The organism is Buttiauxella cochleicola (assembly GCF_021282435.1).
In the GTDB taxonomy this organism is placed as follows: Bacteria; Pseudomonadota; Gammaproteobacteria; order Enterobacterales; family Enterobacteriaceae; genus Buttiauxella; species Buttiauxella massiliensis.
Map to the genome: position 1 here is coordinate 419,684 of NZ_JAJSOT010000001.1, position 26,174 is coordinate 445,857.

Consider the following 26,174-nt stretch of genomic DNA (forward strand, 5'->3'; position numbering starts at 1 on the left):
GCAAAGCGTCCTTATCAATGAAGAGGGAATTGCCTGCGATGATTTTATCGAGCGAGTAATGACGTCAGGCTGACGCCCCCCTGACAATTCTGTCAGTTAACCCTTGTCCCGACTCAGCGCTGGATTGAGCATTACCCGCCACTTTATCCGCTTGTATCGCAAAGGTGAGGCCAAATGTATTGATGCCACCTTCACTACGGGCAAAGACATCTCCCCGGTGCATAATGGCGACAGCACGCACGATCGACAGGCCCAGTCCATGATGGGTATCACTCCTGGATCGGGAGGTGTCGACGCGATAGAACCGCTCGAAAAGCCGGTGTAAGTGCTTTGGTGCTATCGGATCGCCCGGGTTTGAAACTTCGACACAGGCCTGATGACCTTTTTCGCTTAAGCGCACCGTAACCGTGCTGTTGGACGGTGAGTGTCTTGCGCTATTTTCCAGTAAATTAGCCAGTGAACGGTGGAACAGTCGCCGGTCGATGTGCACGGTGACGTCGCCCTGAACATCCAGAGAGAGCTGTTTTTCAGCAAAAGAGGGTTCAACATACTCCGCAGTTTTCAGGGTTTCTTCTCTCAGGGACACCTGCGTAAGCTGGGAAGCATGTTCACCCGCGTGAGCATGCGACAGGAACAGCATGTCGTTAACTATAGATGTCATACGTTCAAGCTCTTCCAGATTGGAACCCAATAACTCTTCCAGTTCATCTTGCGAACGTCGGCGTGAGAGCCCCAGCTGCGTCTGGCCGATCAGATTAGTCAGCGGAGTCCGGAGTTCATGCGCAACATCGGCATTGAAGCTTTCGAGCTGCCTCCAGGCGACCTCTTGCCGTTCCAGCACGCCATTAAAAGATGATGCTAACTGCTGTAATTCGTCAGGTAATGCTTCGGTATTCAGGCGCTGACCATGGTCCCCGGGAGCGAGTTGCCGGGCCTGTTTACTGAGCGCCCTAACCGGACGAAGACCGATCCTTGATACGATGTATCCCAGTAAGGCGACAATCACGACGCCCAGTGCGGTAATGATCAGCAATGTACGCGTGAACGCATCAAGTGTTCCCATGTACGGTGTGGAGTCGATAGCAACCACATAGCGCAGCTCAGGCCTTTCACCGTTGGCGGGGATGGTTTTCACTAACAGAAACAGCGAGCATGCACCTTCTGATGCACCGGGCACTTTATTAAAGCCTTCCTGTAAAGAAGACCACTGAACACCCACTGGTGGTGTTCCCCCGATGCTAAAGCGTGGGTTATCGCTCACTATCCAGTAGCGAACGCGTTCACCTTCAGAATTGGTCAACACAGTAAATTTATTGGCCAGCGTAGACCAGCCGTCAGCCGAGGTTCGGGCGGTGATCCACGGACTCATTAATGATTCCCGGAACAGCAGTTCGTTATGCATCTGCTTTTGCAAAGAATCATGCAAGGAGCTTCTGAGCAGGATGCCGATAACGGAGACAATCAGCAGCGCGGATAAGGCAAACATCAGCGCCAGATGAACGGAGATGGAACGCTTAGGCATGCTTATCCTCTTCATTTATTCGGACCGGACTTCGAGGACATAACCCATGCCACGAACGGTATGCAGCAGTTTGATATCGAACGGGGCATCCACTTTGGCGCGAAGTCGTTTAATGGCGACTTCAACCACATTGGCATCGCTGTCAAAATTCATGTCCCATATCTGCTCCGCAATCATCATCTTTGACAGAATCTCCCCCTGATGCCGGGCCAGAAGGCTTAACAGGGAAAACTCTTTTGCGGTCAGTTCCAGTCTCGTTCCGGCGCGAAATACGCGGCGAGCCAGTAAGTCGAGATGCAGATCGTGAATTTGCAGTTGGGTGATGTCTGCGCCATCCGTAGCGCGGCGGCGCACCAGTGCCTGAATGCGCGCCACCAGCTCAATAAGCGAAAAGGGCTTGGGCAGATAATCATCCGCGCCAAGACGAAGCCCTTTAACGCGCTCGTCGACCGAGCCGCGAGCCGAGAGCATCAATACCGGCGTCTGTTTGGCTGCTCGCACACCCTCAAGTACCCGGTAGCCATCCATCCCGGGTAGCATTACATCCAGTATTATCGCGTCGTAGTCGAACTCCAGCGCGTAATGAAGACCTTCAGCGCCATCTGCAGAGACATCTACCGTAAATCCGGACTCACTCAACGCACGGTTGAGATAGGTTGACGTTTTTTCTTCATCTTCGACTAACAACAGGCGCATAACGGGACTTCCTCTTAACTTTTCATCGGTGCTTCAACATCGGAATAAACCTGCACGGCATCCGGCAGACGTTGCCCCTGGATAGTGATCGCATCCAGTGAGCGGGTGAGCTCGGTCATTTCTGCCGCAGTCAGCGACACGCCGGTAGCCGCTGTGTTTTGCAGCATATGGTCTTTATTGGTGGTGCCCGGGATCGGAACTATCCAGGATTTACGGGCCAGGAGCCATGCCAGCGCAATCTGACCCGGTGCGGCATTTTTTCTTATCGCCCAGGTTTTCAGCAACTCAACGAGTTGTAAGTTGTGCGGGAGATTGTCGGGTGAAAATCGCGTTTCTATAGCACGTATATCACCGGCAGCGAACCGGGTATTTCCATCAATCCAGCCCGTTAAAAACTGTACGCCGAGTGGGCTCCATGGCACAAAACCAATGCCCAGCTCTTCACATACCGGAAGTACCTGCTTTTCAGGGCCGCGCCAGAGCATGGAGTATTCACTTTGTACGGCGGTAACGGGTAATGCCGCATGGGCGCGTCTCAACGTGTTGATGCCCATTTCAGACAGACCCCAGTGCAGGACTTTTCCTTGATCCATTAAATCTTTCACCACACCGGCGACATCTTCGATAGGGATCTGTGGATCAACTCGATGTTGATAAAGTAAGTCGATACGATCGGTACGCAGGCGTTTGAGCATATTGTCGACGACCTGCCTGATATGTTCCGGCCTGCTGTTAAGGCCCGGCAGTCGCTTACCTGTCTGCTGGTCAATGTTCCAGCCAAACTTAGTGGCAATAACGATTTTGTCCCTGAATGGGGCGACGCCTTCCCCGAGAATTTTTTCGACTTCAAAAGGGCCGTAGGCTTCAGCAGCGTCGAAGAACGTTACCCCTTCATCAAATGCCCGGTGGATAACATTGATCATCTCAGGACGCCAGGGAACAGAGGTGTCATATTTGCGACTCATGTTCTGCACGCCCAGACCGACGGCTGAGACTTCCAGCTTCCCGAGTTTACGCTTGCCCGGAGTAGCATTGCGTTGGCTGGTTTGTCTGGATGAATCGACCTGAGAGGATTGGCTCGCCGCCGATACGTGGGGGAGCAGCGAGGCGGCGGCAATACCCGCCCCGGCGACTAATAGCTTGCGTCGCTCTGGCATTGTTAGGTCATTCTGGCTTTTCATTGATCGCTCCGTTTCTCAGAAAATTGAATATGAATCACATTAAACGAGACCATTCTGCCTCCTGATTGCCAACATAAAGCTGACAGTTACCTGACAGCGTTGTCAGAAACACTAACCATCCCGGACTCTTTCCTGACAAAAATGTTATTTCCCTGTCACGATGCTGACAGCCCTCTCTGCCTAATCTGAGCCTGCAAATTTGATTCCGCGAGCCTTCATAACCAGGCTGACACTCATCGGGAGAGACCATGAAATTCACGCTTATCAGTGCAATGCTACTCACGGCAATGGCCGGAGTGACCTCAGTCAATGCGGCTGATTATAAAAAAAATCCATTCACACTGGCCTATGACGGTGCCATCACCGAGAACGTCAAAGGCAAGGTCAACATTCATCCGGTGAAATACGATCTGCATGGCATCCAGATTGCCGCGAATGTCTATACCCCTGCTAACTATGATCCCGCCCAAAAATACCCTGCCGTGGTGGTCGCACATCCTAATGGTGGCGTGAAAGAGCAGGTCGCCGGGTTGTATGCGCAGCGCCTTGCCGAGCATGGGTACATCACAATTACCGCCGATGCAGCTTATCAGGGTGCCAGCGGTGGTATGCCACGCAGCGTGGATAAACCGGCTAACCGTATTGAGGATGTTCACGGCATGGCTGACTATATCAGCCAGTATCCGGGGGTTGATACTTCCCGCCTCGGTCTGCTGGGTATTTGCGGTGGCGGCGGGTATTCACTGGTTGCCGCCGAGACAGATAAGCGGTTCAAATCGATAGCAACCATCAGCATGTTTAACTCCGGGCTTGTGCGCCGCAACGGTATGCAGGATTCACAGCTGGATACTATCCAGCAGCGTCTTCAGCAGGCTTCTGACGCACGTGCTCAGGAAGCCGCCGGAGGAGAAGTGCTTTACTCCGGCGATGCCAACCTGACTGATGAGCAGATTGCTAAATTACCTTTTGCCTTGTATCGCCAGGGTTACGAGTACTACTGGAAAACCCACGCGCACCCGAACTCTACGTTTAAATACACCACCAGCAGTCTGCTGGATTTGATGAGCTTTGACGTAACGGACCATATCAATCTCATCAATAAACCGCTGCTGATGATTGCCGGTACAAAAGCCGATACGCTCTATATGACTGAAGATGCGTTCGCGAAAGCCACCGGTACCAAGGACAAAGAACTCTTCCTGATCGATGGCGCTACCCATATCGAGACGTATTGGGTGCCAAAATACGTTGACCAGGCTTTGCAAAAGTTAGACGTCTTCTTCGATAAGAATATTTAATCCGCATCTGTCGATACCCCGGTGGGTATCGACTTATCCAGAATTTATCGTTCAGATTAACGGAGTCGGGATGAAAGATAATTACGCCTGGTTAATAGCCACTATGAATGAAATTCATAAAATCATTCGGGCAGGGGATAGTTGTTTTTTACCTGAACAGTCAATGCCATCAAGGCGCTGGCTGCCGTAAACACCGCAATTATCCAGCCCATCGTCCAACCATAGTGCTGCGAAGTACGTGATATATACAAACGGAGAGCCCGTGATAAAGGCGTAGGCTGCAACGTAATAGAACGTCAGGCATAGCGTATAACATTTGCACGATATCTGTTGATAATGCACAGCCCACCGAGCCGATGATGAATAGGCCTAAACCGATAAACAGTGGCAGACGACGCCCGTAACGATTGCTAATCGGTCCCCAAATCAGTTGCGCAATGCAAAAGCCGATAAGGAACCCTGTGATCGTCAGTTCAGCATCACCCTGTAAATCTTTCGCCATGACGGGCATAGCCGGAAGATAGATGTCGGTTTGAAGTGGTCAACAGAAAGGAGCCACTCTATATTGCCTATGACTTATATATTGATGAGAAAGATCCGGGGCATTTCATTTTTATAGAGGAGTGGCCTGACCGCTCGGCTCTGGATGCACACTGCGCCAGCGAACATTTCAAACGTCTTGTGCCCAGGATTAATCAATACACTCGAAAAGAAGCGACTTATATCCTGATGAACTCGGTTGGTATCCTCAACCGAAAGCCTGCAAGCTTTCTGTTCGCCGCCCCGATAACTGTGCGTTATTTATTCATGGGCGTGCTAGGATGAACTCCCTTCATTGAAAGGCAAATCACTTTATAGCTCCGGGCTTACTCGCAATGCTTTTCACAGGCATATGAAAACTCACGCAAGAAAAACGAACAAAATTTAACCTATACTTTATAGAAGACTCTTGCAGCTGTTAAATCCCTGATGCCTGACACCCCATCCTGAGAGAACGTTTCTGATCTGATTGAACAACTGCTCCTGTGCGTTCACATCGCCTGATGAGCAAATTCATGAAATTAAACTTTAAACAGTGGTTTACCGCGAGTAAGTCACTGGAATTGCATCCAAAAACCTCTGATTGGTTGGGCACTGAGCCTGCGAATGAAAGTCCTATCAAAGCTGAGCTATTTTCTGCGGCCCAAATGGAACGCTATGGCCAGAAGCTGGCGCGTTCCCATAAATTATCGACCACCAAGTTGCCTTACTACTTACTCAAGCGCCTGGAAGATAATGAAGCCATCATTACCCGTAATTGCTACCTACTCAACGCGGGTGAAAAGTCAGGAATTACGCCCGCTGGCGAATGGCTGCTGGATAATTACTATCTTATCGAAGAACAAATCCGCGTGGTTCGCCATCACCTACCCAAGAATTTTGGCAAGGGGTTGCCGCCGTTAGCCGCGCCACATAATTGCCCGCGTATTTATGACATTGCCTCTGAAGCCATTGCCCACGCTGATGGCCGTTGGGATGCTGCCAGTCTGACAAGCTACATTGCAGCATATCAACAGGTCACTCCTCTAACACTCGGAGAGCTTTGGGCGCTACCGGGAATGTTGCGCCTGGCGCTTATCGAGAATTTACGCCGGGTCAGTATCGAAGTCGCTGACGCGCAGGAAGAACGAAACCTCGCCGATGTCTGGGTAACGCGTATTTTTGAATGTGCCGAGAACACGCCAGCAGATTTGATTATGGTGATTGCGGATATGGCTCGTTCACGCCCGCCATTGAGCAGTGCTTTTGTGGCTGAGCTCGTTCGCCGCTTGCAGGGGCGGGGGAATATGCTTTCTTTGCCGCTGACCTGGGTTGAACAGCGCCTTGCTGAAACAGGCGTCACCACCGATTACCTGATTCACCGCTTCAACCAGCAACTTGCTGCCAGCCAGCTATCGGTTAGTAACAGCATTGCCGGTTTGCGTCTGCTAAGCGAAACCAACTGGGCAGACTTTGCCGAAGCCATGAGCCTGGTCGAACAGACATTGCGCCAGGATCCCGGCGGTATCTACCCGGCTATGCATTTTGATACTCGCGACCACTATCGGCACATTATCGAGATCCTCGCCCGGCACAGCCACCACAGTGAACCCGAAGTCGCGCGTCACATTCTTGAGATGGCACAGTCAGATGGTAACCATGTTGGTTATTATCTTATTGGGGAAGGGCGCTCGAAACTGGAACAACAGCTTGGGGCAAATACATCTTGGGTAGTCCGACTACGCCACAGCTTTAATCAAATTCCGCTGCTTTCCTGGCTCGGTAGCCTGAGCCTGTTGACCACCGCATTTACCGCCGACGTTTTATCGCATACACACGAACAAGGTATGAACTGGCCGCTGGCGCTTCTTGCCCTGCCGCTGGTCGTGCTGGTTAGCCAGTTAGCGATCAATTTACTCAGTGAGGCGACGACTCGCTTTCGTTCTCCGCTCCCGTTGCCACGTATGGATTTCTCGACTGGCATTCCAGCCGAGTTTTGCACCATGGTTGTTATTCCTTGCTTACTTACCAGCCGCGCGGGGATAGACAAGCTGCTAAACAGTCTGGAAGTGTGTTACCTCGGTAACAATACGGCCAATCTGTACTTTGCATTGCTGACGGATTTTGCTGATTCCCCCGATGAAAACTCGCCGGAAAACGCCGAGCTTCTGCACTGGGCTGAAGCGCAAATGCAGAATCTGAACCGCCGCTATGCCTCCGTTCCCCAGCCGCTTTTCTTTTTACTTCACCGCACGGCGCAGTGGAATGAACAACAAAACGTTTGGATGGGTTATGAGCGTAAACGCGGCAAACTGTCGATGCTCAATAGTTGGTTACGCAAACCCGCAGAACAGTTTTCTGAAGTCCACAGCAATGTAATTAACCCGCCTGCGGGGGTGAAATATGTCATCACTCTGGATAGCGATACCGTCCTGCCACGCGATACCGCCCATAAGTTAGTCGCAACTATGGCGCACCCGCTTAATCATCCGGTCTACGATCCGGTAAAACAGCGCGTCGTCAAAGGGTACGGTATTTTGCAGCCAGGGCTTGCTGAAGAGATCCCGCGTAACGGGCAGGGGCGCTATGCGGCTATGTGCAGTAACGTGCCGGGTAACGATCCATATTCGATGATGTCATCGGATATTTATCAGGACCTGTTTGGTGAAGGCTCGTTTGTTGGCAAGGGTATTTACGATGTAGATACTTTTACGCAAGCCACGCGCAATACTTGCCCGGAAAACCTGGTGCTGAGCCACGATTTATTGGAAGGGTGCTATGCCCGTTCCGGCTTGCTCAGTGAAGTGCTGCTTTATGAGCAGTATCCCAATAATTACCTTACCGATGTGGCAAGGCGTACCCGCTGGATACGCGGCGACTGGCAACTGCTGAACTGGCTTAAACTCAATCCCAGAAAAGCGGATGGCACGCGCGGCAAAAACCCGCTAACTACGCTTTCTCGCTGGAAACTGCTGGATAACTTGCGTCGTAGCCTGGTCGCACCGTCATTTCTTGTGTTGGTGTTTTGTACCCTTTTGCTGGTCCCGAATCCATTTTACTGGATATGCGTTTTGGCTGCGGTGCTGTTACTTCCCACTGTGCTGGTTATCGCCCAGGATATTCTCAATAAACCCCCACGGCGGCCATTCTTGCAACATCTGATTCTGGTGTCATCGGGTGGGCTTAAACGCCTGATGCGCATTGGCCTCGGGTTTATCACGTTGCCTCATGAGGCCGGTTATTCGCTGCATTCCATTGCGGTGACTTTATGGCGCCTCGGTATCAGCCATCACAATCTCAACCAGTGGGCCAGTTTCGACCAGGGCACTGAGAGCGCGAAAGTCTCGCCGATGCGTTTTTATCGCGCAATGTGGTTCAATGTTATTGCCGGTTTGGCACTGATTCTGCTTGCGGCATTCCTGGCCCCGATGATGCTGTTTGTTGCGTTACCCGTCGGTGTGCTGTGGTGTCTCGCTCCGCTATTATTAAGCTGGCTGAGCCGTGAACCTGCCCGCGCGTCCATCACATTTAATAATGAAAACAAAAGCCTGCTGCGCCAAAGTAGTCGCGAGATATGGGCCTTTTTTGAAACGTTTGCCACTGAGAAAGAAAACTGGCTCCCGCCGGATAATTACCAGGAAATTCCCCAGCCGGTAATTGCGCATCGCACATCGCCAACAAATATTGGTTTGTCACTGATGGCCAACCTGACGGCGTGGGATTTTGGCTATATTCCGCAGGGTGAAATGCTGCAACGCATCACGTTGACGCTCGACACGCTGGATAAAATGGAGCATTACCGCGGCCATTTATACAACTGGTACGACACGCGCACCCTGGTGCCGCTCAATCCGCGTTATATCTCCAGTGTCGACAGCGGCAATATGGCCGGGCATTTGCTCACCCTCAGCGCAGGGCTAACGGGGCTGCGTAACAGGCCAATACTGAACACCAAGCAATTGCTAACGGGCCTCGATGACACATTACAAATTCTCGAGAAAGCCTGGGGGCAGCATGCACCGACATCGCTGCGTCAGCTTCGCAATCACTGCAAAACCGCTGCAACACTCCATCCGGCGTTACTCTTTCCTGAATTGAAAAATATGCGTGCGCAAAGCAATCGCCTTCACGCACTTTGCAATCATGAAGAGGGGCGCATCCGCCGCTGGGTGGATCATCTCCAGCGTCAGTTAGTGCTTATCTGCCATGAATGGACTCATTTTCTCAGTTGGCTCCCCGCAAACTGGCAGGGTGAATCGTTACCAACACTTTACTGGCTGGCACAGGCCAAACATACAGGCGAAGGCAGTCCTTCAGAATCGGTGATCCGCCAGGCACGTACACGCCTGGATATTATTACGGAGCTGGAACAACGCCTGACTGAGCACGCGCGAATGGACTTTGCCTTTCTGTATAACGAGGTCACCAGTCTGCTCAGCGTGGGTTATAACTGCGACAATAATAAGCTCGATAACAGCCATTACGATTTGTTGCCTTCGGAAATTCGTCTTACCAGTTTCCTGGCAATTGCCACTAACCAGTTGCCGCTGAAAAGCTGGTTTGCGTTAGGACGGCTGTTTACCACCATTGATAACGAAACGGCGCTGATGTCGTGGAGTGGTTCAATGTTCGAATATTTAATGCCGAACCTGGTGATGCCGACTTATCCGGGAAGTTTACTGGAAGAGATGAGCCAGTCGGCGGTCAAACGCCAGATTGACTGGGGTAAAGAGCGGGGCGTGCCGTGGGGGATTTCAGAGTCGGGCTATTACTCCTTTGATGCGCTGCAAAATTACCAGTACCACGCTTTTGGTGTGCCGGGCCTTGGTTTGCGACGGGGACTTGCAGATGACATGGTCATCGCACCGTATGCCACCATGATGGCGCTGACGGTTTCGCCACATAAAGCCTGTGAAAACCTGCTGAAGCTCGAGAAAAATGGTGCTCGTGGGGAGTATGGTTTCTACGAAGCGCTGGACTACACGCCTTCGCGCCTTGCCAGTGGCCAGATGTACGCCGTGGTTCGTTCATGGATGGCACACCACCAGGGCATGGCGTTCCAGGCACTTTCCCACGTGCTGCTGGGTGCTCCGATGGTCGACCGATTTATGACCAGTCCGTCATTCCAGTCGGCTCGTTTGTTACTACAAGAACGGGTTCCTGATGCGGTTGAGTTGTACAGCCCGCGTCGCCATTTCGAATCTCACGAAGGGGTTCTGCAACCGGTTCAGTATGAAACTCGTGAGTTTACCGACGTAGACAGCCTGATCCCTGAAGTTCAATTGCTGTCGAACGCTGATTACCACCTGATGGTTAGTCAGTCTGGTGGCGGATACAGTCGCTGGAAAGACCTGGCGTTAACCCGCTGGCGCAGCGATGCAACCTGCGATAACTGGGGTGCGTTTTGTTATATCAGTGACCCTGTCACCAATGAAGTGTGGAGCAATACATGGCAGCCGCTTGGTGAGCCGGTCAGCCAGTACGATGTGATATTTACCGATGCGGGAGCTGAGTATAAATTGCTGGCGGGAACGGTCAGCGTTAAAACGCAGATTGTTGTCTCACCTGAAGATGATATTGAGCTGCGCCGCGTCACGCTGCTGCATCGTGGGCGGCAACCGCGCACCATTGAGCTGACGACTTATGCAGAAGTGGTGCTGGCGCCGAAAGAAAGTGATCTGGCACATCCGGCATTCAGTAACTTGTTTATTCAGACCGAGCTGCTTCCCGAACAGCACGCCATTCTCTGCCACCGCAGGCCTCGCGCTCCTGATGAAGCTTGCCCGTGGATGTTTCATACCATGGTGGTACATGGTCAGGCTCCGAACGACACCTCATTTGAAACTGACCGTGCAAAATTCCTTGGGCGAGGAAGAACCCCTGCCAATGCGCTGGCAACCCAACAAAGCGGCGTGCTGAGCAACAGCGTTGGGCCGGTGTTGGATCCGATTCTTGCCATTCGTCAGACCATCGTTTTACAACCCGGATTGCCGGTTACCGTCGATATTATTTATGGCGTGACGGAAAGCCGCCAGCACAGCCAGGCGCTGATTGAGAAATATCACGACCACCCGATAGCCGATCGCGTATTTGAGCTGGCGTGGTCACATAGCCAGATAGTATTGCGCCAGATTAATGCCAACGAAGACGATGCAACGCTTTTTAACCGTCTCGCCAGCGCGGTGCTTTTCCCTGGCCCTGAACTGCGAGCGGACGCCAAAACGCTTTGTCGTAACCGTCGCGGGCAGTCAGGCCTGTGGGGTTGGTCTATTTCAGGCGACCTGCCGATTGTGATTCTTAACATCACCAGTGATGAAAGTATTTTGCTCATCACCACGATGATTCAGGCACACCATTACTGGCGTTTGAAAGGACTGGCCGTGGACCTGGTTATCCTTAACGATAACCCTGGGGGTTATCAGCAAGAGCTACAAAACCAGATAATAGAGTTGATTATGGCCGGGTCTGAAGCCAGCCAGATAGATAAATCCGGCGGTATTTTTGTGCGCAACGGCGAACATATGTCGGCGGAGGATCGGCTTTTACTACTGAGTGTGGCGCAAATTGTGCTCGATGACCGGGCTGGCGGCCTGAAAGAACAGCTGAGCCAGCGCCTCCAGGCGACCATTCCTGCACAACCGGCCTTTACACCTCGCCTTGGGATCCCCACTAATCAACACGATCCGTGGCAGCCAGATACCCGTGCGCTGGTGTTTTTCAACGGACGCGGCGGCTTTTCGGAAGATGGCCGCGAATACCAGATTACGCTGGATGAAAATGACCAGACACCTGCGCCATGGTCCAACGTGCTGGCGAACGCCAGTTTTGGCACTGTCATTTCAGAAGCGGGCCAGGCCTATTCCTGGTATGAAAATGCACACGAATATCGGCTTACACCATGGGAAAACGACCCCATTAGCGATCGTTCTGGCGAAGCGTACTATTTGCGTGACGAAGAAAGCGGTGCAGTCTGGTCACCGACCACCTTGCCGGTGCGCGGCAACGGGCACTATCTTTCCCGTCACGGCTTTGGCTACAGCGTTTTCGCCCACCGTGAAACCGGTATCGATACGGAGTTAACAATACTGGTGGCAGAACATGCACCGGTAAAAATCGCCATTCTGACGCTCAGTAATACTTCAGGGCGCACCCGCAAAATCTCCGTGACCGGTTATGTGGAGTGGACGCTGGGTGAATCGCGCAGCAAATCGGGCATGCATATTGTGACTCGCGCGTCGACAACCGGGCGTGGCTGCGGCGTGTTGGCAAATAACTTCTACGACAGCAACGGCTCGGAGAGAACGGCATTCTTCGCGGTGACGGGTGTGCATTGTTCAGTGACGGGCGACCGTCGGGAATTCCTTGGGCGCAATGGTTCGCAGCGCGATCCGGCGGCCATGAAGCTACGCACATTGTCGGATAAAACGGGCGCAGGGCTGGACCCATGCGGCGCGGTTCAGTCTGCTACTACGATGATCGATGGTGACCAACGGACATTTATTTTTGTGCTGGGTATCGGGCAGAGTCCGCATGACGCGGAATCAATGATTAACCAGTATCTGAGCGAAGACGCCGCGCGTAGTGAACTGGCGAATGTTCATAGCCACTGGCATCGCATGCTCGACAAAATCGTCGTTTCTACCCCTGATCCTGCGGTTAACTTACTGGCTAATGGCTGGCTGCTTTACCAGACCATCGCTTGCCGTCTGATGGCTCGCAGCGGTTACTACCAGTCCGGTGGGGCTTTCGGTTTCCGCGATCAGTTGCAAGACACATTGGCTCTGAACCATGCCGCGCCGGAACGGCTGCGCGAGCAAATTCTGCTGTGTGCATCACGTCAGTTTGTTGAAGGAGATGTTCAACACTGGTGGCATCCACCATTAGGGAATGGGGTTCGCACCCGTTGTTCAGACGATTACCTCTGGTTGCCGTTATCTATTTGCCACTACGTTAAAACCACCGGCGATATCGGTTTGCTCGAACATCGCTTGCCGTACCTTGAGGGGCGTGAGTTACAACCGGGCGAGGAGTCGGCTTATGAACAACCGGTTATCAGCGCGCTTGAAGAGACGCTATGGCAACACGGGGTAAAAGCCATTTGTCACGGCTTGCGATTTGGTCAACATGGTTTGCCGTTGATGGGGGCGGGCGACTGGAACGACGGCATGAACCTCGTCGGGTTAGAAGGCAAGGGTGAGAGCGTCTGGCTTGGGTTCTTCCTCTATGATGTTTTGCAGCAATTTGCGCAGCTTGCCGAACAAATCAACGATGACGAAATCACCGCAATGTGCCGTAAAGAAGCTGAAAAACTGCAAATCAATCTTGAGGCGGCGGCCTGGGATGGGGCCTGGTATCGGCGGGGCTATTTTGATAGTGGAGAAGCTTTAGGCTCGCAAAGCGCAAAAGAGTGCCAGATAGATGCTATCGCCCAAAGTTGGGCGGTGTTATCCGGTGCGGGAAGCACGGAGAGGTGCGCGCAAGCGATGCAGGCGCTGGACTCACGCCTGGTGGATAACGAGGCGGGGCTAATAAAACTGCTTACTCCGCCATTTAACGGAAACGGGCCAAACCCTGGCTACATTCAGGGTTACCTGCCTGGCGTGCGTGAAAACGGTGGGCAATATACTCACGGAGCGATATGGGCGGTGATGGCGTTTGCCCGTAGCGGCAATATCGAACGGGCCTGGCAGCTATGGTCGTTGATTAACCCGATCAATCACGGACTCACTGCGGATGCCATTGAACGTTATAAAGTCGAACCCTATGTGATGACGGCAGATATTTATAGCGTTGCGCCGCACACCGGGCGTGGTGGCTGGAGCTGGTATACCGGTTCGGCCGGTTGGGCATATCGGTTAATCATCGAAACCTTGCTGGGTATTCAACGCCAGGGTGACTCAATCACCGTTCATCCATTACTGCCACGCGACTGGCCTTATGTAAGCATGGTTTATCGACATGGTTCGAGTGATTATCAGATAAATGCGCAGCGCGGCGAGGGCGAATATCAGGTCATGCTGGATGGAGTATCGCAGTCAGGAAATACTATTCCGCTGATTGATGATGGGCAACGGCACGTTGTAGAGATTAACTTAGGGACAGAAATCTAATCCAAAAAATGGTGAAGCCAAACCAGAGGTTTTCCGCTATTCACCATATAGCTGAATGCTGAGTACATTTGTAATGGCGCTTCCATTCCAGTGATACTCTAAATGTTGCGCCTGATGAACATGAGTAATCAGGCAAGGCCGATAGAGTACATAGCAAAAATGCTCTGTATGGCGAACGGAGCGATAATGGATACCGTCCGCGTTTTGGGACTTCTGAGTCTGAGCAAAGGCTTTTGCCTGGCTGTAGTCCGTGGCGTGATAGATAGGTGAGGAGAGGAACGGTTCATCTGTAATATCAGACAAGGTTGCGTCGAATGTAGTTAACAGTACGCGCATCTGCACTTTCTGTGCAGGTTCGCAGGTATAACCTAATACACGCTCCTGGTGGTACACCGTTTCTTTGATAGCGGTATCTAACTTAGGAGCACAATAATAGCCGCCAAAATCATCAGTGGTGAATCGTGCTCCCTCCGGATTTAAATGGGTGAATGCCGCCATTACATAACTGCTTCCATGAATACCCACCAGCCAATCGTGTTTTGGCACCAATGACAACTCTCCGGCCTCTTCTTTTAACCGGTCATTGGTCATTGCCTCTATAGCCCAAACAGCCTCAAGCTCGTCGGTGCTAGCCACGTCTTCATACAAATCAATTGTTGGATAGCGACTTGGGATTATCCGATAGGCTTTCTCCCCTTCGAACTTGGTAAGTGGCGGCTTTTGCATTAAGCCATTCCCCCACGCCATGCATGCAGCCGTTTGGCAACCTCATACAGGTCAGCCACGCGGCCACTTTTCATCACATCCATGGCTGTGCGTCCAGCAAAGAAAGGATGGCTATTAGGTTTGCGCACCCAACCATAAACGCTGTCGTCAGCTGTAAACAGCAATCGCAGACACTTATGAATATTGAGGATGTAGCTCATTCGTTCCTGCATGTCCAAGGTTAGACGAATGCCCCCACCGGATTCTTTGTATTTGTTCAATGTTGAACGCGATGAAATACCCAGTAATTTCAGTTGTTCATCAGAATTGCAGTGCCATTTATCCAGAATGCGAAACACCACAGGTAGCGCTTTGCTGGGGTCAATGGCGCCATTTAGATGGTCTTTCTGTGCTGTGTTAGCCATATGTCCTCCTATATAATCTGTGCCTGCCAAAAACTGAGACATGAGTTAACTTAATTACTAGCATAGAGGAATTGTTCATATATGTACAATTAAGAAGTAGCTAACCACATGTGGAAGCAAGATCTGACGCAGAAATGATCTGCCTTCAGAGTCAAACGCGGGTAGGAAATGATGCCCGGTATTATGGGATGAGGGATAATTGCCAAATAAACAGAAAGACTTATATATTGTATGGATATATTTTAAGGGAAAAGAAACTAATTAGTTACTCGCTTTATGTCGTTGTACGCAACAGGTGTGATCATATATTTAACAATTAATTAAAATCTAGACACCGTAAACTAATATCAAACATAATATTCACTCACAGTTACAATCGGCGTGATTAAATACGTTTTAATACAAATATAAAAAAACCATTTCAAAATGTGTAATCAATAAGGGGATTCCTATATACTTCGAGCCCTCTAATTTAAAACAACTCTGGGATCATGAAAAAAACACATCTTATTTCTTTAATCGCAACACCACTTGCATTAGTGCTTTGCGGGATATATTGGTTCAACAGTACTCCATCTTATGTAAAAGATGCAGAGGCGCGGGTGGGTTCTTATCTCAGTTATTCCTACGGACCGACGACATGTAAGAGTGATGCGAAAGAGTTGAATGCGTGGACGATGAAATGCCAGATAGCATCAGGCAAAAAGGATTTAAATTACACCGTTTATCCTGCGGAGAAAGCACCAGAAGGCTCATCCAGATCATTTTATATTGTTGCCGAAGACGCAGCTGCTAAACAGAGCGCAAAAGCTGAGTTAATGGTCTATCTAGACATCAACACCCACGCTAGCTAATACATTGATATTTTAATGCTTTTGGTAAAGTGGCAATGTATTGGTGGTGGGGTTTTAGAATCAGCGCAATATTATAAATCGAGGTGATTTAACTTAAGTCACCTCAAGTATGTCCCTTCAATTTGATCGATCAAATAATGAAAATGTGCATATTTATCAAATGTATTGATAATTAGCATCAGCCAAACTAGCACTACAACAACAAGAATTACTGTTGCTACTTTAAATCCCCATGTCATTGAAAATCATCTTCTTATTTATTTTTATACTATTGCCTGATGGTATCATTTCGGCATGTTATTATTTTGTGTTAACTATATCAAAAATGTTTAATACCGGTGCATAACACCGGCAAGAGTATTTATTTAGAGCAATATACGCGAGCATCGCGAGGGGTATAAATCCCCAGAGTGATAAAGCCCAGGAAACCGTCAGCAAATGTCTGCTGCACTTCAGTGCGAACAACTTTATCAGCGCCACCACATACAGCTGCAGCATCAACAGTTTTTGTTTGACCAATTCCGCTAACAAAGAAATGGTGTGTAGTGGTTTGCTGTGGTTTTTCAGCAATATCCTTGTTAATCGTAAATGTTTGTTGAGCACAGCCAGATAACACCATTGAAGCAACAACCGCTATCATTAACTTTTTCATATATACCTTATTTTTATTGTGGTCATCATAAACAGCTTCGCATTGTATATCTGGTTATTAAATACGACTAGCAATGCTTAAGAATTATCTCGGGTATCGTTTGATTTCTGTTTATGTTCCGAACAAACAGTGGGACCGACGTTTATCCATGGTCGCTTTATGATTGAAAACTCCAGCGCTATTTTGCCTGAAACTGCCGCGTTGCCCCCTCAAATCTGCTAAGATGCGCGCCAGACGCTGTCTGACAGCCCATTAATTGAGAGTATAACTGTGACATCTTTTTCTACCCTAAACGTTCTGCCAGCAGAACAACTCGCCAATCTCACCGAACTTGGTTACCACACCATGACGCCTGTTCAGGCGGCTGCATTACCCGCGATACTGGCTGGGAAAGATGTCCGTGCTCAGGCGAAAACCGGCAGTGGTAAAACTGCGGCCTTTGGCCTTGGTTTGTTGCAACATATTGATGCAAGCCAGTTTATTACTCAGTCGCTGGTGCTGTGCCCAACGCGTGAACTGGCCGATCAGGTGGCCAAAGAATTACGTCGCCTTGCGCGCTATATGCCAAATATCAAGGTGCTGACGCTATGTGGTGGCCAGCCATTTGGTGCCCAGCGCGATTCATTGCAACATGCGCCGCATGTCATTGTTGCAACACCAGGTCGTTTACTGGATCACTTGAAAAAAGAGACTGTTAAGTTAAACGCTTTGCAAACGCTGGTGCTGGACGAAGCTGACCGTATGCTGGATATGGGCTTTGCGGATGCAATTGATGAAGTCATCAGCCATGCACCGCAGGATCGCCAGACGTTATTGTTCTCTGCGACCTGGCCTACCGCAATTGCATCAATCAGTTCCCGTGTGCAGCGCTCCCCGGAAACTATCGAAATTGATTCAGTAGACGAACTTCCGTCTGTTGAACAGCAGTTCTACGAAATCTCGCGCAGTGGCAAAATCAGCCTGCTGCAAAAACTGCTTAGCAAGCATGAGCCCGCGTCTTGCGTGGTGTTCTGTAATACCAAAAAAGATTGCCAGGCAGTTTGTGATGCGCTGAGTGAAAGCAATCAAAGCGTGCTGGCGCTGCACGGCGACATGGAACAGCGTGACCGCGATCAAACGCTGGTGCGTTTCGCCAACGGAAGCAGCCGGGTGTTAGTGGCAACCGATGTTGCGGCTCGCGGCCTGGATATCAAAGCGTTGGAAATGGTCATCAACTACGAACTATCTTGGGACCCGGAAGTTCACGTTCACCGCATCGGCCGTACCGCACGCGCGGGGGAAAGTGGTTTAGCTATCAGTCTTTGCGCGCCAGAAGAAGCACAACGCGCCAGCGTGTTGGCAGAAATGCTGAACTTGTCCCTGAGCTGGCAGCCTGCACCAACCGGTGGCAGCATCAAACCACTTGAAGCGACAATGGCGACGTTGTGTATTGATGGTGGTAAGAAAGCGAAAATGCGCCCGGGCGATATTCTTGGTGCGTTAACAGGTGACATGGGGCTGGATGGGGCGGATATCGGTAAAATCGATGTGCACCCAATGCACGTTTATGTTGCTGTTCGTGAGTCTGTTGCACGCCATGCGTGGAAACAGTTGCAACAGGGCAAGATCAAAGGCAAATCCGTCAAAGTACGTTTGCTGAAATAAGTCTTTAAAACCTCTCCCTGCGAATCAGGCAGGGAGAGGGATCAGTTATTCCTTCGCGACCGCATCCAATACCCGCACCAGCTGTGTGACAAAACCGTATTCGTTATCGTACCAGGCCACGGTTTTAACCAATTGCAAATCGCCAACTTCGGTCACTTCCGTCTGTGTTGCATCAAACACTGAACCAAAATTCGTGCCGACTATATCGGACGACACAATTTCCTCATCGGTATAGCCAAACGATTCATTACCCTCAGTTGCTTTTTTCAGCGCTGCGTTAATTTCCTCTACCGTCACCTTTTTCTCAAGAATAGACACCAGTTCTGTTACTGAACCAGTAAGTGTCGGTACGCGTTGCGCATGCCCTTTGAGTTTGCCTTGCAGCTCAGGTATCACCAGACCAATAGCCTTCGCCGCACCTGTAGTGTGCGGAATAATATTTTGTGCCGCAGCACGAGAGGCACGTAGATCTTTACCTCGCGGTCCATCCACCAGTGATTGTGTACCGGTATAAGCATGGATGGTGGTCATAGTGCCAACTTTAATACCAAAGTTGTCGTGTAGCGCTTTTGCCATTGGCGCCAGACAGTTAGTGGTGCAGGAGGCGACGGAGAGGATTTTATCTTCCGGCGTAATAGTGTTGCAGTTAACGTTAAAGACGATAGTTTTCATATCGCCAGCGGGAGCGGAAATCAGCACTTTCTTCGCACCTGCGTCCAGATGTGCGCTGGCTTTCTCTTCGGAAGTATAGAAACCAGTGCACTCGATAACGATCTCAACCCCCAATTTCCCCCACGGGATATTTTTCGCCTCTTTTTCGGCATACACCGCAATTTTCTTACCGTTAACGATTAACGCATCGTCAGTGTAATCCACTGTTCCGTCAAAGTTATGATAGCTGGAGTCATGCTTAAGCAAGTAGGCAAGCACTTTGGGCGAGGTAAGATCGTTGATAGCGACAATTTCAACTTCGCTTTTGGTTTCAAGAACACGGCGTAATACCAGACGACCAATGCGACCAAAGCCATTGATACCGATTTTATTCATGATATGAACCCCACTTTTGATCATCAGGAATTGCTTAATCCTTAATCAACTCTAGTGATAGTTCATAAACCGAGGTGCCGCAAACAGGGATTGTCAGGGGAAATGTTAGATAATTTCACCGGATGTTAATGATTTTCTAAGAATTAGCCGCTATCCTGGAAAAATCATTGTGACTAAGCAGGACACCTTAATGCGCAGCAAATACACCTCGTTACAGATAACACTTCATTGGCTGGTTTTTTTATTGATAGTGGGGGCATATTGCGCGATGGAACTGAAAGGTTTTGCACCGCGATCGTATCGTCCAGTCTTCAACGCAACTCATGTAACTTGTGGGATCAGCGTGTTCTTTTTGATGATTGCCCGCTTGCTGGTGCGCATTAAATATCGCGCTCCCGCGATTACACCGAAACCGCATCCTGCTATTACGGGAATGTCCCATTTGGTGCACACGATAATCTATCTGATGTTTATTGTGTTACCGATTCTCGGCTTTACAACGGTGTACTTTAAAGGCAGTGACTGGTCGGTGTTTGGCATTCCTATGCCGCATGCGATTGAACCTGATGAGGATATGGAATTCACCATCAAGAGTTACCACGAGCTTATCGCCAACATCGGTTACTTCGTGATTGGCATTCATGCATTTGCCGCACTGTTCCACCATTATGTGTGGAAAGACAATACATTGCTGCGCATGCTGCCAGGGAAAAAGGGCTAAATTTAACGGAGTTGGCCCTGGAAATCCAGAATGGTTGGAAGGGCCATCTCGCACAGAATAAATTATTTTTTTCTTATTCTTACGATAGTATTTAGATAAACAGGAAGAATGAGTATTTGAATTTTACGAGAGAGCTTGAATTCGCTTATAAAAGGCATTAATGCCTTTTGCAATGCTCTTTGTTCTGACAGCGGAAAATTTGCCTGTTTATTTTTAACCAGAGTATATTTTATAAAATTAAACACCCTCTGCATGGTAGGGAAAATAATTTCTTTTGCTTCAGGGTTCTCTTTTGAAAGAGATGATAGTTTGGTTGCAACATAAACCAAATCAGAAATATCTTTTTGCCTGAAAGTTTGCGTGATGCTTTTTTTGTGAAAACGGTACCAGATAAGTGATTTGTTAACACCAAAAATGCATTTACATTTTAAATACAAAGCGGGGACAGTGCTCATGTCCTCGTATAGTCTTCCATTTGGGAATTCAATGTCGTTGTCCAGAAATAACGCTTTTTTGTAAACCCTGGCCCATGGATACCACTTAGAACGCTGAAATGCAGGCTTCAATTGTTCGATTGAAGAAATATATTTTTTCCCAGAAAAAACTGTACAATCAATGTGTTCGACGATGTTAGATAGTTCATTCTCAAACTGTTCAGCATTAAACTCGATGATATCAATCGATGAATCGTTAAGAAGAGGAGGAACTTCAGACCAAAATTGTCCATCATAAATATCATCAGAATCCAGGAGTGATATGTATTCTCCGGAAGCAATGCTTAACCCTTTATTTCTGGCCGCAGATAAACCAGCGTTGTCTTGATTAATGATCATCAAGTTTTTATCAGGATAACGGTGCGCGACCTTTATTATAAGGTCATTGCTATTATCCGTTGAACCATCATTGACAACGATGACCTCCATATCACTTTGGATATTAGGGAGGACGGATTCAAGACAATCTTCGATAAATTCGGCAGAGTTGTAGCATGGGATGATAATACTTAGTTTCATCAATGTCTCGAAGCTCGCATTTTGTTCTTATTTAAAATATTGCCACATTTTAACACTTCCTGGTTTAGGACGCATCCTAACCATTAGTTATTGTTTGCATTGAGGAATGGACCCGGCGGTGTTCCAGGAACAAAGTCGGCTATCAACACAAATTGCTGTTTCTGGCCTTCATTTTCCAAGAGTTTACGAAAGAATCGACCCTTTATACTGATAAACGAGATGATGGCACTTCGTCGGTTAGCCGCCATACCAGATGGTACGATGAGCGGCTATTGTGGTGGCGTTGCACGCACGCTAAAAGATGTGGTGCCTATATATATAAGGCTCAAACGAAGTAGGGTGAAAGAAGATGAACATTGCAGTTAGCTATCCCAGTATTACTTCAGTTTTTGCTGGAATTGATCAACTAAAATGCAAATAAGTGAGCAGTTGGATGCGAATCCACAGGCAGGTCTGTACGCAATTAATACCGGTCTGTATGTTGTTTAATCGCATATCTCTCAATGTGGAGCATCAAATGCCGGATTACCGCTTTTTTAAAAAAGGTAAACAAACCGTTGTATTAGAAAGGTCTGACACGGACGGAACCGCTCGGTTGACTGAACAGGGTTACGAAAAACAATTCGAAGAGGTCAGTGCCATTGATGAAAACCACGCGCTTGCACGCTTTGCTGATATCCGCAGGGAAAAGCGAATAGACCAGCATAATTTTTTAGCGGGCGCTATAGCCATGCCCTTAATAGGGATTCTGACGGCAGTTGCTATTAATCTCTTTCGCAAAAAGTAGCAGAGCAAAAATCCCGTTGGTGCTATGACACCGGAATAGCCACAACACCAACGGCTGCTTATTCTCACCTTCATTCTTCCATTTGTACCATCCCTCGGTGAAAACAATCGCTCTGCTATGATTCCATCATGATTTAAACATTCGGCTTGTTGACGTATTTGCAGACTGACATTTATCAACGGTGCTTTAATATCTCTGACAATAGTGTACCATACCCCCCTATAGTATCAGGAGGTCGAAATGCCACATTCACCTGAAGACAAAAAACGCATTCTGACTCGCGTGCGACGCATACGTGGCCAGACTGAAGCAATTGAGCGCGCCCTGGAAAATGGCGATCCTTGCATCGCAATCTTGCAACAAATCGCAGCGGTTCGCGGAGCGGCGAACGGCCTGATGGGCGAAATGATGGAGATCCATCTAAAAGACGAGCTGGTCGCCGGGGAAACCTCTGAGGATCAGCGTGCTGTGCGTATGGCAGAAGTCGGTAATTTAATTCGCTCTTATCTAAAATAAAATCCATCCCACCTGACGACGGAAGAAGAACATGAAATCACGTGCAGCTGTTGCATTTGGCCCAGGCAAACCGCTTGAAATCGTAGAAATTGATGTAGCACCGCCACAAAAAGGCGAAGTGCTGGTAAAGATTACCCATACTGGCGTTTGCCATACCGATGCTTTCACCTTATCTGGTGATGATCCTGAAGGCGTGTTCCCGGCAGTGCTGGGCCATGAAGGCGGCGGTATCGTTATGGAAGTGGGCGAGGGTGTTACTAGCCTGAAGCCTGGCGATCATGTCATTCCTTTGTACACTGCAGAATGCCGCGAGTGTAAGTTCTGTAAATCAGGCAAAACTAACCTGTGCCAGGCCGTTCGTGCCACTCAGGGTAAAGGTTTGATGCCAGACGGCACCACGCGTTTTTCTTATAATGGCGAACCGATTTACCACTACATGGGCACCAGTACTTTCAGTGAGTACACTGTGGTGGCAGAAATTTCTCTGGCAAAAGTTAACCCGCAGGCACCACTGGATAAAGTGTGCTTGTTAGGTTGTGGTGTCACCACCGGTATCGGCGCGGTGCACAACACGGCGAAAGTAAAAGAGGGCGATACTGTTGCAGTATTTGGCCTGGGTGGTATTGGTCTGGCGGTGATTCAGGGGGCGGTACAGGCGAAAGCCGGGCGTATTCTGGCGATTGACACCAATCCAGAGAAATTCAAACTGGCGACCGAAATGGGTGCGACTGATTGCATCAACCCGAAAGACCACGAAAAGCCGATTCAGGACGTGATTGTCGAACTGACCGACGGCGGCGTGGATTTCAGCTTTGAATGTATTGGCAACGTCAATGTAATGCGTTCCGCGCTGGAATGCTGCCATAAAGGCTGGGGTGAAAGCGTAATCATCGGCGTTGCGGGCGCAGGTCAAGAGATCAAAACTCGTCCGTTCCAGTTGGTAACCGGCCGCGTATGGCGTGGTTCTGCATTTGGCGGAGTGAAAGGGCGCACACAGTTGCCAGGTATGGTGGAAGACGCGATGGTTGGCAAAATCAACCTTGACCCGTTCATCACGCACCGTATGCCGCTTGAACAAATCAATGAAGCCTTCGATTTAATGCACGAAGGGAAATCGATTCGTACCGTTATCCATTTCGGCGATAAGTAACCGTTAAAAACCCCTCACTGATTGCATCTAAAAGCGTATCAGTGAGGGTTCTACTCTCTCAACTGCCCACTATTTTCCCGCATCCAGTCCGCTAACGAATCAAGCGTAGGGCGTAGCGACTTCCCTAATTCCGTTATCTGATATTCCACTCTCGGTGGCACTTCAGCAAAGACTTGCCGGGTCACCAATCTTCTGGATTCAAATTGACGTAGCTGGCGCGTCAACTCTTTTTGAGTAATGGGATGAACCGCACGCTGTAGATCGCTAAAGCGCACTGGTTCATCAATGACCATCAAGCGGTAAAGAATCGGGATCGCCCATTTCCCAGAAATCAGATTCACGAAACTGACCATCGGGCAGCTTTGACCTGCCGTGGGCAAGGCCGAAAAATTATTTATCACGTTTGCTCCTGTGAATAGTCAATACATCCCATCCAGTGCCTTAGTATCCAAATGGTGCCTACTATCCAAAAGATACTATAGCGTAAATAATGGGCTGACTAGTCAATAGTGAGGTAACGGCAATGGGAAGACTTCAAGGTAAATACGCATTAATCACCGGTGGCACCAGCGGTATTGGGTTTGAGACGGCGCGGCAGTTTCTTGCAGAAGGGGCAACGGTTGCTATCACCGGACGTAGCGAATCAGGATTATTGGCCGCGAAAGAGCAACTGGGAGATGTACATATTATTCGCAGCGATGCGGGAAATATCGGTCAACAACGTGATTTGGCTGAACAGATTGCACAATGGTGGCCGCGTCTCGATGTGTTGTACGTAAATGCCGGCGACGTATCGCATCATCCACTACAGCACTGGGACGAAAGCAGTTATGACCGGCTGATGAATACCAATCTGAAAGGGCCGTTCTTTTTGATTCAGGCGCTATTGCCACTTCTGGCTAACCCATCGTCAATAATTGTCTGTGGTTCTGTAAGTGCACATATTGGTTTGCCACAAAGCAATGCTTACGCGGCCAGCAAAGCCGCAATCCTTTCTCTGGCGCGAACCCTTTCTGGCGAGCTGCACTCGCGAGGAATTCGGGTGAATGGATTAAGCCCTGGCCCAACAGAAACCCCGGCTTTGGGTAAGCTTGGCAATGGTGCTTCGCAGGAAGTACTCCGCGAAGAGATTCGTGCGCTCGTGCCCATCGGTCGTTTGGGTACGGCTCTCGAATTGGCAAAAGCTGCCGTCTTTCTCGCATCCGATGAGTCTGCCTTTATGGTCGGCAGCGAATTATTAATAGATGGTGGGGTAGGTAATTTGTAAGAGCGATTGAAGAGCTCAGTTCGATTTACCACGTTTAAATCGAACTGAGTTATAAAGTCTTAGAGTTGATAAATCCCGGCGCGGCGCTCTTTCACGTGGAAATGCTGCTCACGAAAATCGGCGGCGGAATCCTCGGCAGCCTGACGGATTTCGTCACTATCAGCCTGATGGCGTAGCAACATGTCAGCACTTTTGACGACCAAATAAAAATGACCACGTGTTTGCGCTGTAGTCTGCCCGGAGAACAACGCCGTGCCTATCAGCAACAAAATCATCCCTAATTTTGATCTCAATTGTTTAACCATTACCATCAACCTCATTAACGTGACGGGCAAACTGTATAGATAATTCCGTCTGGTTACTATTCAACTTTTAGAAAAAATGCAAAAGAATTGTCAGCAGTGTAAAAGGTTCAATAGTTAAGATTTGGTTTACGAATGGTTAATAATTGATATGTCATGCTGGCAAGCTTTCGTGTTGGGAAAGCCCGCAAACATGGCTATAAAAAGAGGGGTTAATGCGCGACCGACTTTGAAAATAAGTTAATGACTAACACGCCAATAATAATCAATGCCATACCCGCGATCGCCGGCCAATCAAGTTTCTGTCCCAAAAAAATCCAGCCCACCGCGCCGATTAACACAATTCCAGCACCTGACCAAATTGCATAAATAATCCCGGTAGGGATGGTGCGCATGGTTACCGATAGGCAATAAAACGCCACGCCGTAGAACACAATTGTGACCACGCTTGGCCATAAACGGCTAAAGCCTTCGGAGAGTTTTAGTGAAGTGGTCGCAATCACTTCGGCAATAATTGCCACAATCAGCCAGATATAAGTCATGTTCGTTTCTCCCTCACTATTCAGGCCGTCAATGTAAAGATCAAAGCCATTTGTGGCAAGAAATGCCCTCGTTGTCACAGAAAATTCTCATTTTGTTTCCTCGCTGTATATCCTGTAACAGTTGTAAATGTCAGCTGAAAACACTGGTTTTAATGTTGATGATACAATTTCATGGATTGTGAAAAACCTTAATTCTAGAGTTATATCCTTCCTGGATTTATCT

General features: G+C 49.2%; 20 protein-coding genes and 2 pseudogenes. 10 read left to right on the plus strand and 12 right to left on the minus strand.

Features of this window, described 5'->3' with window-relative positions:
- Positions 1 to 64: 64 nt before the first annotated feature.
- Genes LVQ77_RS01935 through LVQ77_RS01945 form a run of 3 tightly spaced genes read right to left on the minus strand, consistent with a single transcriptional unit; the run spans position 65 to position 3,399 of the window.
- Positions 65 to 1,522, minus strand: coding sequence for a heavy metal sensor histidine kinase (locus tag LVQ77_RS01935; protein WP_232903511.1), 1,458 nt, complete (start codon positions 1,520 to 1,522; stop codon positions 65 to 67).
- A 15-nt stretch (positions 1,523 to 1,537) separates the two neighbouring features.
- Complete coding sequence (locus LVQ77_RS01940; protein ID WP_012606387.1) at positions 1,538 to 2,218, minus strand: heavy metal response regulator transcription factor; 681 nt, start codon at positions 2,216 to 2,218, stop codon at positions 1,538 to 1,540.
- 14 nt (positions 2,219 to 2,232) lie between these two features.
- The gene (locus LVQ77_RS01945) at positions 2,233 to 3,399 is read right to left on the minus strand and encodes an aldo/keto reductase (protein WP_232903512.1); all 1,167 of its coding nucleotides are present in this window, start codon (positions 3,397 to 3,399) and stop codon (positions 2,233 to 2,235) included.
- Between the two features lie 272 nt (positions 3,400 to 3,671).
- On the opposite strand from LVQ77_RS01945, the gene LVQ77_RS01950 reads away from it, so the two are divergent.
- A complete protein-coding gene (locus LVQ77_RS01950; protein WP_232903929.1) occupies positions 3,672 to 4,697 on the plus strand; it encodes an alpha/beta hydrolase in 1,026 nt (341 codons plus the stop codon).
- 199 nt (positions 4,698 to 4,896) lie between these two features.
- Here the strand turns inward: LVQ77_RS01950 and LVQ77_RS01955 are convergent.
- Positions 4,897 to 5,235, minus strand: a pseudogene (locus LVQ77_RS01955) (MFS transporter); the annotation flags it as partial.
- Between the two features lie 8 nt (positions 5,236 to 5,243).
- Between LVQ77_RS01955 and LVQ77_RS01960 the strand changes: the two are divergent.
- Positions 5,244 to 5,438 (plus strand): annotated as a pseudogene (locus LVQ77_RS01960) (putative quinol monooxygenase); the annotation flags it as partial.
- Between the two features lie 314 nt (positions 5,439 to 5,752).
- Positions 5,753 to 14,326, plus strand: coding sequence for a glycoside hydrolase family 94 protein (locus LVQ77_RS01965; RefSeq protein WP_232903513.1), 8,574 nt, complete (start codon positions 5,753 to 5,755; stop codon positions 14,324 to 14,326).
- Positions 14,327 to 14,362: 36 nt separating this feature from the next.
- On the opposite strand, the gene LVQ77_RS01970 is transcribed toward LVQ77_RS01965, so the two are convergent.
- Positions 14,363 to 15,052, minus strand: a complete 690-nt coding sequence (locus LVQ77_RS01970; RefSeq protein WP_232863669.1) for an RES family NAD+ phosphorylase — start codon at positions 15,050 to 15,052, stop codon at positions 14,363 to 14,365.
- Positions 15,052 to 15,456: an MbcA/ParS/Xre antitoxin family protein gene (locus LVQ77_RS01975; RefSeq protein ID WP_232863670.1), complete on the minus strand. Its 405-nt coding sequence runs from the start codon at positions 15,454 to 15,456 to the stop codon at positions 15,052 to 15,054. Before LVQ77_RS01975 ends, LVQ77_RS01970 begins: the two co-directional genes overlap by 1 nt.
- Positions 15,457 to 15,947: 491 nt before the next feature.
- Between LVQ77_RS01975 and LVQ77_RS01980 the strand changes: the two genes are divergently transcribed.
- Positions 15,948 to 16,310 carry a hypothetical protein gene (locus tag LVQ77_RS01980; RefSeq protein WP_232863671.1) on the plus strand — a complete coding sequence of 121 codons (363 nt, stop codon included), beginning with the start codon at positions 15,948 to 15,950 and terminating at the stop codon, positions 16,308 to 16,310.
- A gap of 361 nt (positions 16,311 to 16,671) precedes the next feature.
- Here LVQ77_RS01980 and LVQ77_RS01985 read toward each other — a convergent pair whose 3' ends face one another.
- Positions 16,672 to 16,962 carry a Bor family protein gene (locus tag LVQ77_RS01985; RefSeq protein WP_064519157.1) on the minus strand — a complete coding sequence of 97 codons (291 nt, stop codon included), beginning with the start codon at positions 16,960 to 16,962 and terminating at the stop codon, positions 16,672 to 16,674.
- Positions 16,963 to 17,232: 270 nt separating this feature from the next.
- Between LVQ77_RS01985 and dbpA the strand changes: the two genes are divergently transcribed.
- Entirely contained in the window at positions 17,233 to 18,606 is a 1,374-nt protein-coding gene (gene dbpA, locus LVQ77_RS01990) for an ATP-dependent RNA helicase DbpA (RefSeq protein WP_151993574.1), read from the plus strand.
- Between the two features lie 45 nt (positions 18,607 to 18,651).
- Here the strand turns inward: dbpA and gap are convergent, their stop codons facing one another.
- The gene (gene gap / locus LVQ77_RS01995; RefSeq protein WP_232903514.1) at positions 18,652 to 19,653 is read right to left on the minus strand and encodes a type I glyceraldehyde-3-phosphate dehydrogenase; all 1,002 of its coding nucleotides are present in this window, start codon (positions 19,651 to 19,653) and stop codon (positions 18,652 to 18,654) included.
- A gap of 190 nt (positions 19,654 to 19,843) precedes the next feature.
- Between gap and cybB the strand changes: the two genes are divergently transcribed.
- Entirely contained in the window at positions 19,844 to 20,374 is a 531-nt protein-coding gene (gene cybB, locus LVQ77_RS02000; protein WP_151993572.1) for a cytochrome b561, read from the plus strand.
- Positions 20,375 to 20,436: 62 nt separating this feature from the next.
- On the opposite strand, the gene LVQ77_RS02005 is transcribed toward cybB, so the two are convergent.
- Positions 20,437 to 21,387: a glycosyltransferase gene (locus tag LVQ77_RS02005; RefSeq protein ID WP_232903515.1), complete on the minus strand. Its 951-nt coding sequence runs from the start codon at positions 21,385 to 21,387 to the stop codon at positions 20,437 to 20,439.
- A 517-nt stretch (positions 21,388 to 21,904) separates the two neighbouring features.
- Here LVQ77_RS02005 and LVQ77_RS02010 point away from each other — a divergent pair.
- From LVQ77_RS02010 to LVQ77_RS02025, 3 genes are all read left to right on the plus strand, one after another.
- On the plus strand, positions 21,905 to 22,174 hold the full coding sequence (locus LVQ77_RS02010) for a hypothetical protein (protein WP_232903516.1): 270 nt from the start codon (positions 21,905 to 21,907) through the stop codon (positions 22,172 to 22,174).
- 240 nt (positions 22,175 to 22,414) lie between these two features.
- Complete coding sequence (locus LVQ77_RS02020) at positions 22,415 to 22,690, plus strand: metal/formaldehyde-sensitive transcriptional repressor (RefSeq protein ID WP_064519147.1); 276 nt, start codon at positions 22,415 to 22,417, stop codon at positions 22,688 to 22,690.
- Between the two features lie 31 nt (positions 22,691 to 22,721).
- Positions 22,722 to 23,840 carry an S-(hydroxymethyl)glutathione dehydrogenase/class III alcohol dehydrogenase gene (locus tag LVQ77_RS02025; protein ID WP_151993570.1) on the plus strand — a complete coding sequence of 373 codons (1,119 nt, stop codon included), beginning with the start codon at positions 22,722 to 22,724 and terminating at the stop codon, positions 23,838 to 23,840.
- 50 nt (positions 23,841 to 23,890) lie between these two features.
- On the opposite strand, the gene LVQ77_RS02030 is transcribed toward LVQ77_RS02025, so the two are convergent.
- Complete coding sequence (locus tag LVQ77_RS02030; RefSeq protein ID WP_151993635.1) at positions 23,891 to 24,193, minus strand: winged helix-turn-helix transcriptional regulator; 303 nt, start codon at positions 24,191 to 24,193, stop codon at positions 23,891 to 23,893.
- Positions 24,194 to 24,363: 170 nt separating this feature from the next.
- Here LVQ77_RS02030 and LVQ77_RS02035 point away from each other — a divergent pair, with 170 nt between their 5' ends.
- Positions 24,364 to 25,107 carry an SDR family oxidoreductase gene (locus tag LVQ77_RS02035; RefSeq protein ID WP_232863674.1) on the plus strand — a complete coding sequence of 248 codons (744 nt, stop codon included), beginning with the start codon at positions 24,364 to 24,366 and terminating at the stop codon, positions 25,105 to 25,107.
- 59 nt (positions 25,108 to 25,166) lie between these two features.
- Here LVQ77_RS02035 and LVQ77_RS02040 read toward each other — a convergent pair whose 3' ends face one another.
- Complete coding sequence (locus tag LVQ77_RS02040) at positions 25,167 to 25,412, minus strand: DUF2554 family protein (protein ID WP_232903517.1); 246 nt, start codon at positions 25,410 to 25,412, stop codon at positions 25,167 to 25,169.
- Positions 25,413 to 25,621: 209 nt separating this feature from the next.
- Positions 25,622 to 25,951, minus strand: coding sequence for an SMR family transporter (locus LVQ77_RS02045; RefSeq protein WP_034457061.1), 330 nt, complete (start codon positions 25,949 to 25,951; stop codon positions 25,622 to 25,624).
- Positions 25,952 to 26,174 lie beyond the last annotated feature (223 nt).

Coding starts and splice junctions, on each gene's coding strand:
- LVQ77_RS02030 (WP_151993635.1), bottom strand. CDS start 24,193: ATGGTCAGTTTCGTGAATCTGATTTCTGGGAAATGGGCGATCCCGATT.
- LVQ77_RS01965 (WP_232903513.1), top strand. CDS start 5,753: ATGAAATTAAACTTTAAACAGTGGTTTACCGCGAGTAAGTCACTGGAA.
- LVQ77_RS01970 (WP_232863669.1), bottom strand. CDS start 15,052: ATGCAAAAGCCGCCACTTACCAAGTTCGAAGGGGAGAAAGCCTATCGG.
- LVQ77_RS02020 (WP_064519147.1), top strand. CDS start 22,415: ATGCCACATTCACCTGAAGACAAAAAACGCATTCTGACTCGCGTGCGA.
- LVQ77_RS01980 (WP_232863671.1), top strand. CDS start 15,948: ATGAAAAAAACACATCTTATTTCTTTAATCGCAACACCACTTGCATTA.
- LVQ77_RS01940 (WP_012606387.1), bottom strand. CDS start 2,218: ATGCGCCTGTTGTTAGTCGAAGATGAAGAAAAAACGTCAACCTATCTC.
- LVQ77_RS02040 (WP_232903517.1), bottom strand. CDS start 25,412: ATGGTTAAACAATTGAGATCAAAATTAGGGATGATTTTGTTGCTGATA.
- LVQ77_RS01975 (WP_232863670.1), bottom strand. CDS start 15,456: ATGGCTAACACAGCACAGAAAGACCATCTAAATGGCGCCATTGACCCC.
- LVQ77_RS02035 (WP_232863674.1), top strand. CDS start 24,364: ATGGGAAGACTTCAAGGTAAATACGCATTAATCACCGGTGGCACCAGC.
- LVQ77_RS01985 (WP_064519157.1), bottom strand. CDS start 16,962: ATGAAAAAGTTAATGATAGCGGTTGTTGCTTCAATGGTGTTATCTGGC.
- LVQ77_RS01950 (WP_232903929.1), top strand. CDS start 3,672: ATGCTACTCACGGCAATGGCCGGAGTGACCTCAGTCAATGCGGCTGAT.
- gap (WP_232903514.1), bottom strand. CDS start 19,653: ATGAATAAAATCGGTATCAATGGCTTTGGTCGCATTGGTCGTCTGGTA.
- LVQ77_RS01935 (WP_232903511.1), bottom strand. CDS start 1,522: ATGCCTAAGCGTTCCATCTCCGTTCATCTGGCGCTGATGTTTGCCTTA.
- LVQ77_RS02010 (WP_232903516.1), top strand. CDS start 21,905: ATGCCGGATTACCGCTTTTTTAAAAAAGGTAAACAAACCGTTGTATTA.
- LVQ77_RS02045 (WP_034457061.1), bottom strand. CDS start 25,951: ATGACTTATATCTGGCTGATTGTGGCAATTATTGCCGAAGTGATTGCG.
- LVQ77_RS02025 (WP_151993570.1), top strand. CDS start 22,722: ATGAAATCACGTGCAGCTGTTGCATTTGGCCCAGGCAAACCGCTTGAA.
- LVQ77_RS02005 (WP_232903515.1), bottom strand. CDS start 21,387: ATGAAACTAAGTATTATCATCCCATGCTACAACTCTGCCGAATTTATC.
- LVQ77_RS01945 (WP_232903512.1), bottom strand. CDS start 3,399: ATGAAAAGCCAGAATGACCTAACAATGCCAGAGCGACGCAAGCTATTA.
- cybB (WP_151993572.1), top strand. CDS start 19,844: ATGCGCAGCAAATACACCTCGTTACAGATAACACTTCATTGGCTGGTT.